This is a genomic window from Gallaecimonas zhanjiangensis, assembly GCF_057624825.1.
In genome coordinates, this window is sequence record NZ_CM172603.1 from 728,321 (window position 1) to 742,314 (window position 13,994).

The 13,994-nt window shown below is 60.9% G+C and carries 14 protein-coding genes; 10 read left to right on the top strand and 4 right to left on the bottom strand.

What is annotated here, in order from left to right; genetic code table 11:
* Positions 1-31 precede the first annotated feature (31 nt).
* The gene (serB, locus tag AC22G1_RS03435; RefSeq protein WP_487315523.1) at positions 32-1,060 is read left to right on the top strand and encodes a phosphoserine phosphatase SerB; all 1,029 of its coding nucleotides are present in this window, start codon (positions 32-34) and stop codon (positions 1,058-1,060) included.
* Entirely contained in the window at positions 1,053-1,943 is an 891-nt protein-coding gene (locus AC22G1_RS03440) for an alpha/beta fold hydrolase (protein WP_487315524.1), read from the top strand. Before serB ends, AC22G1_RS03440 begins: the two co-directional genes overlap by 8 nt.
* On the opposite strand, the gene AC22G1_RS03445 is transcribed toward AC22G1_RS03440, so the two are convergent.
* Positions 1,918-4,239: a PilZ domain-containing protein gene (locus AC22G1_RS03445; RefSeq protein WP_487315525.1), complete on the bottom strand. Its 2,322-nt coding sequence runs from the start codon at positions 4,237-4,239 to the stop codon at positions 1,918-1,920. The two genes, AC22G1_RS03440 and AC22G1_RS03445, sit on opposite strands and share 26 nt — an antisense overlap.
* Before the next feature lie 92 nt (positions 4,240-4,331).
* Here AC22G1_RS03445 and radA point away from each other — a divergent pair, with 92 nt between their 5' ends.
* Positions 4,332-5,696, top strand: coding sequence for a DNA repair protein RadA (gene radA / locus AC22G1_RS03450; protein ID WP_487315526.1), 1,365 nt, complete (start codon positions 4,332-4,334; stop codon positions 5,694-5,696).
* A 24-nt stretch (positions 5,697-5,720) separates the two neighbouring features.
* Here radA and AC22G1_RS03455 read toward each other — a convergent pair whose 3' ends face one another.
* From AC22G1_RS03455 to ettA, 3 genes are all read right to left on the bottom strand, one after another.
* Entirely contained in the window at positions 5,721-6,098 is a 378-nt protein-coding gene (locus AC22G1_RS03455) for a PilZ domain-containing protein (RefSeq protein WP_487315527.1), read from the bottom strand.
* The gene (locus tag AC22G1_RS03460) at positions 6,092-6,457 is read right to left on the bottom strand and encodes a PilZ domain-containing protein (protein WP_487315528.1); all 366 of its coding nucleotides are present in this window, start codon (positions 6,455-6,457) and stop codon (positions 6,092-6,094) included. Before AC22G1_RS03460 ends, AC22G1_RS03455 begins: the two co-directional genes overlap by 7 nt.
* Positions 6,458-6,545: 88 nt before the next feature.
* Complete coding sequence (gene ettA / locus AC22G1_RS03465; RefSeq protein WP_487315529.1) at positions 6,546-8,210, bottom strand: energy-dependent translational throttle protein EttA; 1,665 nt, start codon at positions 8,208-8,210, stop codon at positions 6,546-6,548.
* A 159-nt stretch (positions 8,211-8,369) separates the two neighbouring features.
* Here ettA and glyA point away from each other — a divergent pair, with 159 nt between their 5' ends.
* The 7 genes from glyA (at position 8,370) to nusB (ending at position 13,956) form a co-directional block, all read left to right on the top strand.
* Positions 8,370-9,626 carry a serine hydroxymethyltransferase gene (gene glyA / locus AC22G1_RS03470; RefSeq protein WP_487315530.1) on the top strand — a complete coding sequence of 419 codons (1,257 nt, stop codon included), beginning with the start codon at positions 8,370-8,372 and terminating at the stop codon, positions 9,624-9,626.
* A gap of 69 nt (positions 9,627-9,695) precedes the next feature.
* Positions 9,696-10,145, top strand: coding sequence for a transcriptional regulator NrdR (gene nrdR, locus AC22G1_RS03475; RefSeq protein ID WP_050660220.1), 450 nt, complete (start codon positions 9,696-9,698; stop codon positions 10,143-10,145).
* 7 nt (positions 10,146-10,152) lie between these two features.
* The gene (ribD, locus tag AC22G1_RS03480; RefSeq protein ID WP_487315531.1) at positions 10,153-11,223 is read left to right on the top strand and encodes a bifunctional diaminohydroxyphosphoribosylaminopyrimidine deaminase/5-amino-6-(5-phosphoribosylamino)uracil reductase RibD; all 1,071 of its coding nucleotides are present in this window, start codon (positions 10,153-10,155) and stop codon (positions 11,221-11,223) included.
* A complete protein-coding gene (locus AC22G1_RS03485) occupies positions 11,223-11,873 on the top strand; it encodes a riboflavin synthase (RefSeq protein WP_487315532.1) in 651 nt (216 codons plus the stop codon). Before ribD ends, AC22G1_RS03485 begins: the two co-directional genes overlap by 1 nt.
* A 9-nt stretch (positions 11,874-11,882) precedes the next feature.
* Positions 11,883-12,995: a bifunctional 3,4-dihydroxy-2-butanone-4-phosphate synthase/GTP cyclohydrolase II gene (gene ribBA / locus AC22G1_RS03490; protein ID WP_487315533.1), complete on the top strand. Its 1,113-nt coding sequence runs from the start codon at positions 11,883-11,885 to the stop codon at positions 12,993-12,995.
* Positions 12,996-13,072: 77 nt separating this feature from the next.
* Positions 13,073-13,543, top strand: a complete 471-nt coding sequence (gene ribH / locus AC22G1_RS03495) for a 6,7-dimethyl-8-ribityllumazine synthase (protein ID WP_050660224.1) — start codon at positions 13,073-13,075, stop codon at positions 13,541-13,543.
* Positions 13,543-13,956, top strand: a complete 414-nt coding sequence (gene nusB / locus AC22G1_RS03500; protein WP_050660225.1) for a transcription antitermination factor NusB — start codon at positions 13,543-13,545, stop codon at positions 13,954-13,956. The genes ribH and nusB overlap by 1 nt, the downstream gene beginning before the upstream one ends.
* Positions 13,957-13,994: the final 38 nt, after the last annotated feature.

Genomic DNA, 13,994 nt, shown 5'->3' on the forward strand with positions numbered 1-13,994 from the left:
TAGCCGCAGGACCCCCATTTGGAACAGCGCCTTGACTCAGCAGGTAATTTTTCACGTCCCCAGCGATATTTCCCTGACCCTTGCCATGCAGGCCCTGCCCCTCGCCGAGCGGCGTTTGCTGCCAGCCGAGCAGGGCCCGGCTTTTGTCGGCTCCAATGCCCTGACCCGCACCGCCTGGCCCCTGACCGAGGCGAGCCCGGTGGCGCGCCAAGCCAAGGTGCACTTTCGTTGCCATGCCCCCGGCATCACCCTTAATAAGCTCACCGAGCTGCTGGCCGGCTGGGCCTGGAGCGAGCTTGGCTGGCGCCAGGCCGACACCTTCGATATCTGGTTTGAAAGCGCACCGGATAAAGCCCAGTACCTGGAGCGGGCCGAGCATCTGGGCCTGGAGCTGATGCCGGGGCCTTTTCCGTCGCTGGCCGAGCCTGGGCTGTTGATCATGGACATGGACTCCACCGCCATCGAAGGCGAGTGCATCGACGATATCGCCGAGCTGGCCGGTTGCGGCCAGGCGGTGGCGGATGTCACTGCCAGAGCCATGCGCGGCGAGCTGGATTTTGCCCAGAGCCTCACCGAGCGGGTGGCCAAACTGGCGGCGACCCCCACCGAGGTGCTGGAAAAAGTGGCCGAGAACATCCGCTACACCCCCGGTATTGAAGGGCTGGTCAAACGGCTGCAAGAAGCTGGCTGGCAAACTGCCCTGGTTTCTGGCGGCTTTACCTTCTTTGCCCACCGGGTGCAGGAGCACCTGGGGCTCGATTGGGCCGAAGCCAACGTGCTGGAGATTGTCGACGGTAAGCTCTCTGGCAAGGTGCTGGGCACCATTGTCGATGCCGCCTTTAAAAAGGCGATGCTGATGCGGCTGCGGGACCAGGCTGGTTTACCGCCGGGGCAGGTGATTGCCCTGGGGGATGGTGCCAACGATCTGCTGATGCTCGGCGAAGCCGGGCTTGGGGTGGCCTACCACGGCAAACCCAAGGTGCGCCAGCAAGCAGGAGGCGCCATCGTTAGCCTGGACATGAAGGCGCTGCAGGCGATGCTGGAACCGGTCAGTGGCTGAGTCGCTCTTTGTTGAAAGCAGCGATGCCCAATTGCATCTGCGCTGCTTTGGCCCAGAGCTAGGCGCGCCTGTGCTGCTGGTCCATGGCGCCATCAGCAACGGCCGGGTGTTTTATTCAGACTCCGGCAAGGGCCTGGCGCCTTTTTTGGGCGAGCAGGGCTTTCGCGCCTACGTGCTGGACCTTCGTGGTCGCGGCCAAAGCGAGCCGGCTATTGCCGCCGGCGCCAGCCATGGCCAGTTGGAAGCCATCCGGGACGACCTTCCCGCGGTGCAGCGTTTTATTCAAGGGCGCCACCCGGGCCAGCCGGTGCACTGGTTGGCCCACTCCTGGGGCGGGGTGCTGATGGCTTCCACCCTGGCGCGCTTTCCCGCCCTTGCCCAGACGGTGGCCAGCCTGGTGTTTTTTGGCAGCAAACGCAGCATCCACAGCTGGAGCGTCGAGCGGCTACTCAAGGTGGAGCTGGTGTGGAACCGCCTCGGGCCGCGCTGGGTGGCCAAGCACGGCTACCTGCCGGCCAGGGCCAAGAAAATAGGCGCCGATGATGAAACGGCGTCATCGCTGGCCGATTCTATCGCCTGGGTTAAAAAGGGTCCCTGGCGGGACCCGCAAGACGGTTTTGACTACGGCGAAGCTGCCGCCAAGGTCTGCTGGCCAAGGCTTTGGTTGCTGGCCGGTAAAGGTGACAAGGCCCTTGGCAACCCCGCCGATGTGGCCCGCTTTCAGGCTGAAATGGGCGCGCCAGGGGAGCTGACGCTACTGGCCAAAAGCACCGGCTTTCGCCGCGACTACAACCACCTCGACATGCTGGTGGGCCATGACGCGGCCACTGAGCTGTTCCCGCTGGTCAGTGCCTGGCTCAGTGGCCAGCCATCAGCTCGCTAAGGGCGGTGATGTCGGTCAGCTCTATCATCGCCACCGTGCTCCACAGATCTGCCTCCAGGCGTTTGGCCCGGTGCAGGGCCTGGCGGCCAATGTAGTTGAGCTCATCCTGGATGTAGTGCATATCCGGTTTGGGGGTGCGGGCCAGCTCCAGCAGCAGCACCATGGCACTGCCTTTTTCCTTGGCTTGGTCCACAAAGCGCCGGGTTTCAATACCCGGCAGCAACCGCTGCAGCCGGCTCATAACCGGCATTCCCGCATTATCCAAGGCCACCAGCAACGACTGGCCAGCCAGCTGCTGCTGGCGCCAATCTTCCAGCAACTGGCGAAAATGCTGCAGGCTCATCAGGCTTTCCAGCGCCAGCTGGCCTTCGCTTAACTGGCTAAGCTGGGCCAGCATCGCCGGCAGCGGCAGGGCGCTCAGTGGCAGGCCCAGCCAATGGGGCAGTACCCGGCCGTTTTCCTTTTGCACGAAGATACAGCAGGGCAGGGCCGAGGCCACCAGGCTTTGGCGCAGCGCCCGGGCGATAGCGAAGGTGGCTTCGTCTTCTTCGAGCATCTGCAGGCGCCCTTCATTGGCGGCGATCAGCTGCTTGAAAAAACGCTTGGCCGGGTGGGCCTGGCCGGTGTTTTGCACCATCAGGTGGGCCCGCTGGTGCTTGGCGTCAAAGTGCACCAGCCGGTAAGGCAGTTTCATCAGATCAAAGCGGCTGGACAGCTTTTGCAGCCTGGGCAGGGCCACGTCCATGTCATTGGGTAGGCCGTCGATGGGCTGGTTGAAGGTCAGGCACAGGCCCTGGGTGGAAAAATCGCTCATCTCGGCGTCGATGTTCTTGCCGTCGACATAGAGCTGCACCGGGGTCTTGTAGCGATAGCGCGGCTCGATGCGCATGTCGTTAAAGCGCATGGCGATGCACTGCACTCCGGCCTGCCATTGGATGCAAAACGGCGCCAGCTGGTTAGGGTCCTGGCCTGGGTCTGGCTTTTGCAGGCAAGCCTCGGTCAGCCACTGCTGGGTGACGTCGCGCAGCAGCGCCAGCACCTTGAGCCGGCTCAGCTCCTGGGGCGGAGCGGGCAGAGGGGTGTCGGTTAGCATCAGCTCGCTGCCCGGCTTTTGCTCCTGGACCTCGGTGCTGACCTCGGTGTGGAACAGGTTGAGTTTTAGCACCTGCCAGCCCGGTTTGGTAACCGCAAAGCGCAAGAAGCCAGCAAGCAGGCCCTGTTCGCGAAGGTGGTCCACCTCGGCGGCAAAATGAAACACCTTGCCTTGCTGGCGGTGCTCAAAGCGCAGCAGATAAGTCTCCCGCTGATGCTCGGGGCGGGCCAGCAGCGGCGCCATGCGCCGGGGCGACAATAACTCTGGCAGCAGGCTTTGCTCGTCTTTAAAGAGCTGGTGCTGCAAGTGGCGGTTATGCTGGGTGGTCAGGCAATAGCGGGCCTTGAAGCTGCTGTCCAAAAACACTGGCAGGGCCGATGAATGGTTAAGCAGCATCTGCTCAAAACCCCGCGAGCGGGTGCTTTCCTGCACGTGGCGGATATCGAGCTTGTAGCGGCGCTGGTGCTGGTCAATCAGGGCGTCAATCAAGCTCCTGACAAAGCTGTCGGGGTCTTTTAGCTTGAGTTTGACCTTGTTGTCTTGCTGGGAAATAAACTGGTAGGTCAGGGCTGGCCAGGGGCGGTTGTTGGCATCGGTGAGCTTGGGGAAGGTTAGCTCCACATCGACTTCAGGGTTGATGTAGGCGTTCTGGGACAGGTTCACCTGCACGCCACCGGCGGAAATGTCGGTGGTGGAGCCGCGCAGTTCGGTGTTGCCGCCCTGGCTTATCAGCACCGGCGTGGCAAAATGCATGCGCTCGCTGTCGCGGCTCAGGCTATTGCCAAAGGGCACCAGTTCCAGCCAATGGGTGTCGTCTTCTTCCTCGGCGTCTTGGCTCAGCTGCCTGGCCGAGAGGGCATAGCGGTCTATGTCCTCGTAAATGGCCATGGTATAACGGCCGGCAAATTCCTTGAGGCCAGCCTCGAAGATGCGCCTGGCGCCTTCGTCCATGTAGTGGGTCTGGCCTTTGTGCTCAACCAACTGGCAGCGTTTGATACCCTTGGGGCGAAGGTCAATCACCCGTTGGCAGGGCGCCGCTACCCGGCGCAGTTCCATGCGCAATAAAAAGCGAGTATTGGTGTCTTCGCCTTCGGTTAATTGATTAAACAGGGCCTCGAACTCCGGCTCGCCCACCAGGGCGCGGAGTTGGCTGATAATGGGATGATTGGATACATCCTTGAATTCAGAACGGATTTCGAACACAGAAAAGACGCTGGAACCAGTATTACGTCCATTATGTGGCGCCGCAGCAGGGCTGTCGAGTCGGCCGGTAACAATGATGTTAAGAGGATCTCATGGCGAAACGTAAAACCGCCTACGTTTGCAGCGATTGCGGTGCCGATTTTCCCCGCTGGCAAGGCCAGTGCAGTGAATGCGGTGCCTGGAACACCATCAGCGAGATGCGCCTGGCCCCGGCGCCGTCGGGCCCGGCCAGTCGCACCGGTTATGCTGGCGCCACCACTGCCCAGGTCACTACCCTGGCCGATGTGGATCTAACCGAACTGCCCCGTATCCACAGCGGTTTTGGCGAGTTGGACCGGGTACTGGGCGGCGGCATAGTGCCGGGCTCGGCGGTGCTGATTGGCGGCCACCCCGGCGCCGGTAAATCCACCTTGCTGCTGCAAACCATGTGCGGCCTGGCAGAGACTATGCCCACCCTTTATGTCACCGGCGAGGAGTCCTTGCAGCAGGTGGCGATGCGCGCCAAGCGCCTGGGGCTACCCACCGGCAAACTCAAGATGCTCACCGAAACCAGCATCGAAACCATCATGGCCATCGCCGAGCAGGAAAAGCCCAAGGTGATGGTTATCGACTCCATCCAGGTGATGCACATGGCCGACATCCAGTCGGCGCCGGGTTCGGTGTCCCAGGTTCGTGAATCGGCCGCTTATCTCACCCGCTTTGCCAAGCAGAACAACGTGGCCATCATCATGGTGGGGCATGTCACCAAGGACGGCACCCTGGCCGGCCCCAAGGTGCTGGAGCACTGCATTGACTGCTCGATTTTACTGGAAGGGGACAGCGATTCGCGCTTTCGTACCCTGCGCGGCCAGAAAAACCGCTTTGGCGCCGTCAACGAGCTGGGAGTCTTTGCCATGACCGGCCAGGGCCTCAAGGAAGTGTCCAACCCCTCGGCCATCTTCTTGCAACGGGCCGAGGAGCAGGCGCCGGGCTCCATCGTTATGGTGATCTGGGAAGGTACCCGGCCGCTGCTGGTGGAATTGCAGGCCCTGGTGGATGCCTCGCCCTTGAATAACCCGCGCCGGGTGGCGGTGGGCCTGGAGCAAAACCGCCTATCGATGCTGCTGGCGGTGATGCACCGCCATGGCGGTTTGCAGATGTCTGACCAAGACGTGTTCGTGAACGTGGTGGGCGGGGTACGGGTGGCCGAGACCAGCGCCGATCTGGCCATGCTGCTGGCCATGGTGTCGAGCTTTCGCAGCAAGGTGTTGCCACGGGATATGGTGATCTTCGGGGAAGTGGGGCTGTCAGGGGAAATTCGCCCGGTGCCCTCGGGCTCTGAGCGCCTTAACGAAGCGGCCAAACACGGTTTTACCCGCGCCATTGTGCCCAAGGGCAATGTGCCCAAGACCTTACCCAAAGGCATGCAGGTGATAGGGGTAACCAAACTATCGGAGGCCCTGGAGGCCTTGATGTGAAAAAGCCGCCCACCGGGCGGCTTTTTAATGGTGCAGTTGGTTGTCGATAAGGTTGCCGAGGTTTCGCTCCAACAGCTCGGGGTTGCCGAGGTTGAGTTCCACCAGACGGCGCAGCCGGCTGGCCGATTCCACGTCCATTTCGTTAACCAGCAAATGCAGGCGCCCTTCGCTGGCCCCCACTAGGGTACAGCTCAGGCGGATGTCGTCGCCTACGTCATCCAGGGCCAGGGTCAGCTGGCAATACTCGCCAATGCGGGCCGGCCAGTGGCCAGGCCGGGTGACCAGGGCACCTTTGAGAGACAAGTCCTGAACCTCGGTGGCCCAGCACTGGCTGCCAAGGCAGAGGCTGGCGGTGCGCTGGAACGGAATACGGGTAAAGTCGCGGCGTTCAATGGTCACCATTGGTCCTCCCACAAGGTAAAACAATCGCGGTACAGCCAGTTGGTCGAGCCAAGATAGAGGGCGGCCATGCGTTTGAGGTGGCCGGAAGAATCGGTGCAGATCTTCAGGCACTCCATCCCCAGGCGTTCCCCTTCCAGATAGCGCACCTGGGTGTGCATCTGAATAAAGGCATCGCCCTCGGGCAGGCGCAGACTCAAAGTGGCGTGATCGCCCAGCAGTAGATCGGAAGGAAGGGCGCCGCAGACCACGGCACCTTGCAACGAGAGATCGAGAAGGGTGAAATCCCAGCAGCGCTCGCCTTTGCAGATACGTACTGGCGTATTGCCAACAAATTGGATGAAACGACTTCGCTCAACCATGGCTGTGTTCCGTTTTAGGTTGCCTAAGTATAGAAGCGACCAATAAAAATGCCGCCTGAAGGCGGCATTTGTTTAGCCATGGCTAAGGTTAGCCCAGTTTCTTGTATTTGATGCGGTGCGGCTCCATGGCCTGGGCGCCGAACTTGGCCTTCATGTATTCCTCGTAGTCGGTGTAGCTGCCTTCGAAGAAGTTCACCTGGCCTTCGTCACGGTAGTCGAGGATATGGGTGGCTACCCGGTCGAGGAACCAACGGTCGTGCGAGATGACCATGGCGCAGCCGGGGAAATCCAACAGGGCGTTCTCCAGGGCGCGCAGGGTCTCGATGTCCAGATCGTTGGTCGGTTCGTCCAGCAGCAGGAAGTTGCCGCCCGATTGCAGCAGTTTGGCCAGATGCAGACGGCCACGCTCACCACCGGAGAGTTCGCCAACCCGCTTTTGCTGGTCGTTGCCACGGAAGTTAAAACGGCCCACGTAGGCGCGGCTGGGGATCTCGATATTGCCGACTTTCAGGATGTCCTGGCCGCCAGACACTTCTTCCCAGACGGTTTTCTTGCCGTCCATGCTGTCGCGGAACTGGTCCACGGCCGCCACTTGCACGGTTTCACCCAGGGAGATGGCGCCGGAATCCGGGCTCTCGGCTCCCTGGATCATCCGAAATAGGGTGGACTTACCGGCGCCGTTGGGGCCGATGATGCCGACGATGGCGCCCTTGGGTACGCTGAAGCTCAGGTCGTCAATCAGCACCCGGTCGCCGTAACTCTTCTTCAGGTTGCTTACTTCCAGCACCTTGTCACCCAGGCGCGGGCCAGGGGGAATGAACAGCTCGTTGGTCTCGTTGCGCTTTTGGAAATCTTGGCTTTGCAGCTCTTCAAAGCGGGCCATACGGGCCTTGGATTTGGCCTGGCGCCCTTTGGGGTTTTGGCGCACCCACTCCAATTCCTTCTGGATGGATTTTTGGCGGGCCGCTTCGGATTTCTCTTCCTGCTCCAGGCGTTTTTCTTTTTGCTCAAGCCAGGAGGAGTAGTTGCCTTCCCAGGGAATGCCTTCGCCGCGGTCCAGTTCCAAGATCCAGCCGGCCACGTTGTCCAGGAAGTAACGGTCGTGGGTAATGGCCACTACGGTGCCGGTGTAGTCGTGCAAGAAGCGCTCCAGCCAGGCCACGGATTCGGCGTCCAAGTGGTTGGTGGGTTCGTCCAGCAACAGCATATCGGGGCGCGACAGCAGCAAGCGGCACAGTGCCACGCGGCGGCGCTCACCACCGGACAGCTTGGTCACGTCGGCATCCCAGGCGGGCAGGCGCAGGGCTTCTGCGGCGCGCTCCAGGGTGTTGTCGAGGTTATGGCCGTCTTTGGCTTGGATGAGGTTTTCCAGCTCGCCCTGTTTTTTGGCCAGCTTGTCGAAATCCGCGTCCGGGTCGGCGTAGGCGGCATACACCTCGTCCAGTTGGCGCATGGCGTCTATTACGTCCTGCACCGCTTCTTCAACGTTGCCGCGCACGGTTTTAGTCGGATCGAGCTGTGGTTCCTGGGGCAGGTAGCCAACATTGATGCCGGGCTGAGGCCGGGCTTCGCCGTCGATTTCCTTATCAGCCCCTGCCATGATGCGCAGCAAGGTAGACTTACCGGCACCGTTAAGGCCGAGTACGCCGATCTTGGCACCCGGGAAGAAGGACAATGAAATGTTTTTCAAAATGTACTTCTTGGGTGGTACGACCTTGCTCACCCGGCTCATGGTATAGATGTACTGAGCCATATGCCTCTCTCTATTGAGGATGTGAAATGCGGCCTATTGTATCCCATCGAGTTGGCCTTGCCAGCGATCCGGGATAGGAAACCGATTGCGTATCGGGGTAAAATACCGGCCACTTTTTTCCTAATGACGAACTGACGGGTAGCTTGCCCTGGAGAAACCATGCTGGATTCAAAAATGTCCATCGCCGAATTCGATCCCGCCCTGTGGGAAGCCATGCAGCAGGAAGTGCAGCGCCAGGAGGATCACGTTGAGCTGATCGCCTCTGAAAACTATACCTCCAAGCGCGTGATGGAAGCCCAGGGTTCCCAGCTGACCAACAAATACGCCGAGGGCTACCCCCACAAGCGTTACTACGGCGGCTGTGAGTATGTGGACATTGCTGAAGAGCTGGCCATCAACCGTGCCAAAGAGCTGTTTGGCGCCGACTACGTTAACGTGCAGCCCCACTCCGGCTCCCAGGCCAACAGCGCCGTTTACATGGCCCTTTGCGAGCCGGGCGACGTGGTACTGGGCATGAGCCTGGCTCACGGCGGCCACCTGACCCACGGCGCGTCTGTCAGCTTCTCCGGCAAAATGTACAAAGCGGTGCAGTACGGCATCAACCAGGAAACCGGCCTCATCGACTACGAAGAAGTGCGTGCCCTGGCTAAAGAGCACCAGCCGAAGATGATCGTGGCCGGCTTCTCCGCCTACAGCCAGGTGATCGACTGGGCCAAGTTCCGTGAAATCGCCGACGAAGTAGGCGCCTACCTGTTTGTGGACATGGCCCACGTGGCCGGCCTTATCGCCGCCGGTGTTTACCCTTCACCGCTGCCCCACGCCCATGTGGTCACCACCACCACCCACAAAACCCTGGCTGGTCCCCGTGGCGGTTTGATTCTCTCTGCCAGCGGCGACGAAGCGGTTTACAAGAAGCTCAACTCCGCCGTGTTCCCCGGTGGCCAGGGCGGCCCGCTGATGCACGTGATTGCCGCTAAAGCCGTGGCCTTCAAAGAAGCCCTGAGCCCCGAGTTCAAGGCCATGCAGCAGCAAGTGGTGAAAAACGCCAAGGCCATGGTCAAGGTGCTGCAAGAGCGCGGCTACAAGATTGTTTCTGGCGGCACCGAGAACCACCTGTTCCTGGTCGACCTCATCGACAAAGACATCACCGGTAAAGATGCCGACGCCGCCCTTGGCCGCGCTAACATCACCGTCAACAAGAACTCCGTGCCCAACGACCCCCGTTCACCCTTCGTGACCTCAGGCCTGCGCCTGGGCACCCCGGCGGTCACCAGCCGTGGTTTTGGCGAAGCTGAAGTCACCGCCCTGGCCGGTTGGATCTGCGACGTGCTGGACAACATCAACGACGAAGCCACCATTGAGCGCGTTAAAGGCCAAGTGCTTGATCTTTGCCGCCGCTTCCCGGTTTACGGTTAATAAAAACCAAGGATTCGGGTATCCTTCACTGGCCGCGCAAGCGGCCAGTTTTCTTTGGGAGGCCCCAACATGCATTGCCCTTTCTGTAGCGCCGACGACACCAAGGTGATTGACTCACGGCTGGTGGCGGACGGCCACCAGGTTCGCCGTCGCCGCGAATGCCTGGCCTGTCACGAACGTTTTACCACCTTTGAAACCGCCGAGCTGGTGATGCCTCGCGTCATCAAGCGCGACGGTATCCGCGTGCCTTTTGACGAGGTGAAGCTGCGTGGCGGCATCATGCGGGCCCTGGAAAAACGGCCGGTGTCGGCCGAAAAGGTCGAACAGGCCATCAACAAGATTCAAAGTACCCTGCGCGCCACCGGCGAGCGGGAAGTCAATTCCGGCATGATAGGCGAGCTGGTCATGGATGCCCTCAAGGGCCTGGATAAAGTGGCCTACATCCGCTTTGCTTCCGTGTACCGCAGTTTCGAAGACGTCAAGGAATTCGGCGAGGCCATAGCCCGCCTGGAAGACTGAGAACCCCATGACCGATGCAAAGTGGATGGCCCGCGCCATCAAGCTGGCGGCCCAGGGCCGCTACACCACCGAACCCAACCCCGCCGTGGGCTGCGTTATCGTTAAAGATGGCGAGTTGGTAGGGGAGGGCTGGCACCAGCAAGCCGGTACTGCACACGCCGAGGTACACGCCCTTAATATGGCCGGTGACCGGGCCCGAGGTGCCACCGCTTATGTGACCTTGGAGCCCTGCGCCCATTATGGCCGCACCCCCCCGTGCGCCGAGGCGCTGGTTAAGGCCGGGGTAGCCAAGGTGATTGCCGCCATGGTGGACCCCAACCCCAAGGTGGCCGGCAAGGGCCTGAAAATTCTCGAAGACGCCGGCATTCAAACCCAGCATGGCCTTTTGGAAGCCGACGCTCGGGCGCTCAACCCCGGCTTTTTGAAGAAAATGGAAACCGGCCTGCCTTTTGTGCGCTTAAAACTCGCGGCCAGCCTCGATGGCCGCACCGCCCTTAAAAACGGCCAGTCCAAGTGGATAACCGGTCCTGACGCCCGGGCCGACGTGCAGCGCCTTCGCGCCATGAGCGGCGCCATCATCACCGGCGCTGGCACTGTGCTGACCGACGAGCCGTCTCTTAACGTGCGCGCCGAGCAGTTTCCCGACCCCTACCCCCTTGAGACCCTGCGCCAGCCACTACGGGTGGTGCTGGACAGGCGCCAGCGGCTGGGCTCTGAAAACGGTTTTTTCCAGGTGCCGAGCCCGGCCTGGGTGGTGAGCCACCATACCGATCACCGCGATTTCCCCGACCACGTGGAAAAGCTGCGCCTGGGAGAGAAGGATTTTCTCAAGACCTTACTCAAGAAACTGCCGGTGAACTCGGTGCTGGTGGAAGCCGGTGCCAAGCTGGCGGGCGCCTTCTTAAGTGAAGGCCTAGTGGACGAACTGGTGCTGTACCTGGCGCCGACCCTGATGGGGGATGTCAGCCGGGGTTTGGTGGAGCTGCCGGTCTTTACCGACATGGCCCAGGCGCCGCGCTTTACAATCAAAGATGTGCGTCAGGTGGGGAATGACATCCGCCTGACCCTGGAGGTGTGATGTTTACCGGTATTATTGAAGCGGTAGGCAAGGTGGCTAGCATCAAGGCCAGCGGCGGCGATGCCATAGTGCGCATTGCCAGCGGCAAGCTGGACTTGAGCGACGTCAAACTGGGCGACTCCATCGCCACCAATGGCGTTTGCCTGACGGTAACCGCGCTGCACGGCGACGGCTACAGCGCTGATGTCTCCAGCGAAACCTTAAAGCGCACCGGCTTTGCCAAGCTCAAAGCCGGGGATCCTGTGAACCTTGAGAAAGCGCTGCTGCCCACCACCCGCCTGGGGGGCCATTTGGTCTCCGGCCATGTGGACGGGGTGGCAAAGGTCGAGAGCCGCCACAGCACCGGCCGGGCTATCGAATTTTGGCTAACAGCGCCGGCTGAGCTTGCTCGCTATATCGCCGAGAAGGGCTCGGTAACGGTGGACGGCATCAGCCTTACCGTCAACGCTGTGGAAGGACAGCGTTTCCTGTTGACCATAGTGCCCCACACCCAGGGGGAGACCACAATAGGCGGCTGGAAAGCCGGTAGCGAGGTCAACCTGGAGGTGGACTTGCTGGCCCGCTACGTGGAGCGGTTGCTGGCCCCGAGCCCGGATAAAAAAGAAACGGTTACACTGGATTTGTTAGCCCGCAGCGGCTTCTTGAAATAAGGACTACCCATGGCCCTGTCACCCATCAAAGACATCATCGACGACATTCGTGCCGGCAAGATGGTCATTCTCATGGACGATGAAGACCGGGAAAACGAAGGCGATCTGATTGTCGCCGCCGAGAAGATAACCCCCGAGATCATCAACTTCATGGCCACCCATGGCCGTGGCCTTATCTGCCTGACCATGACCCGCGACCGCTGCCAGCGCCTGAACCTGCCGCTGATGGCCAAAGACAACAACGCCCAGTTCGGCACTGCCTTTACCGTATCCATCGAGGCCGCCGAAGGGGTGACTACCGGTATCAGCGCCGCCGACCGGGCCCGCACCGTGCTGGCGGCAGTAGATAAAAACGCCGTGGCCGCCGATGTTGTCCAGCCGGGGCATATCTTCCCGATCATGGCCCAAGACGGCGGGGTGCTGACCCGCGCCGGCCACACTGAAGCCGGGTGCGATCTGGCGCGCCTGGCCGGGTTTGAGCCCTCCGGCGTTATCGTTGAAATTCTCAACGACGACGGCACCATGGCCCGCCGGCCACAGCTGGAAGTCTTTGGCGAGAAGCATGGTATCAAGGTGGGCACCATTGCCGACCTCATTGAATACCGCTCCTTGCACGAGACCACCATCGAGCGCATCACCCAGTGCAAACTGCCAACCCTGTACGGCGAGTTTGACTTGGTGACCTACCGCGACACCATAGATGGCCGCCTGCACTTTGCCCTGAAAAATGGCGAAGTGGCGACAGACACTCCCACCCTGGTACGGGTGCATCTGCATAACCGCCTGACCGATTTGCTGCTGTCAGACCGCACCGTGTCGCGCAGCTGGCCGTTGTACAAGGCCATGGAGCGCATCGGCAGTGAAGGCGGGGTGCTGGTGCTGCTGGGCTCGGAAGAGAGCGACAGCGACCTGGTGCGTAAATTGTTGCACTTTGCCGCCCAAGACTGTGGCCAGGAGCCAGCACCGGCCCAGTGGAGCGGCACCAGCCGCCGGGTAGGGGTAGGGTCGCAAATTCTCGCTGACCTTGGGGTCGGTAAAATGCGGCTGCTGTCCAGCTCCGACAAGCGCTACCACTCCTTGAGTGGATTTGGGCTGGAAGTGGTGGAATACGTCGCCGAATAAGGGGCCTTGTAAGCAGTAGGCCATTGTCAGGCGCTGTGCTACCATAGCGCCGTTTTTCTCGGGTCAAGAGTCACGCTATGAAGATCATCGAAGGCGGTTTCGCGGCGCCCAAGCACAAGTTTGCGCTGGTGGTGTCCCGTTTTAATAGCTTTATTGTCGATTCCCTGGTGGACGGCGCTATCGACGCTCTGAAGCGTCACGGCCAGGTGCCGGAAGAGCACATCACCATCGTGCGTGTGCCCGGTGCGGTCGAACTGCCTCTGGCAGCCAAGAAAGTGGCGGCCAGCAAAAAATACGACGCCATCATCTCCCTTGGCGCCGTGATCCGTGGCGGTACTCCCCATTTCGAATACGTCTGTGCCGAGTGCAACAAGGGCCTGGCTTCCGTGGCCATGGATTACGACATCCCCGTTGCCTTCGGTGTACTGACCACCGACACCATCGAGCAGGCCATTGAGCGTGCCGGTACCAAGGCCGGTAACAAGGGCGCCGAAGCGGCCCTGTCTGCCCTGGAAATGGTCAACGTCATCGACGCGCTGGAGGGCTGATGAAACCGGCTTTTCGTCGCAAAGCGCGCCGCCTGGCGCTGCAAGCCATTTACCAATGGCAGATGACCAAAGATCCCATCGCCGAGGTGGAGCACCAGTTCCTGACCGAGCAGGACATGAACGAAGTGGACGTGGATTATTTTCGCGACCTCATCGTCGGTGTGGCTACCCATACCGATGAACTGGACACCATCCTGACCCGTTATGTCAGCCGCCCGCTGGACGACGTGGATCTGGTGGAGAAAGCGGCCCTGCGCCTGGGGCTCTACGAGCTGACCCGCCGCAAGGACGTGCCGTACAAAGTGGCACTGAACGAGGCCATTGAACTGGCCAAGACCTTTGCCGCCGAGGACAGCCACAAGTTCGTCAACGGCGTACTGGACAAATTTATCAGGGACCAGCAGGGCAAGTAAGCCCGACCGGAACCTCAGGAGGGCCAGCAGTAATGCTG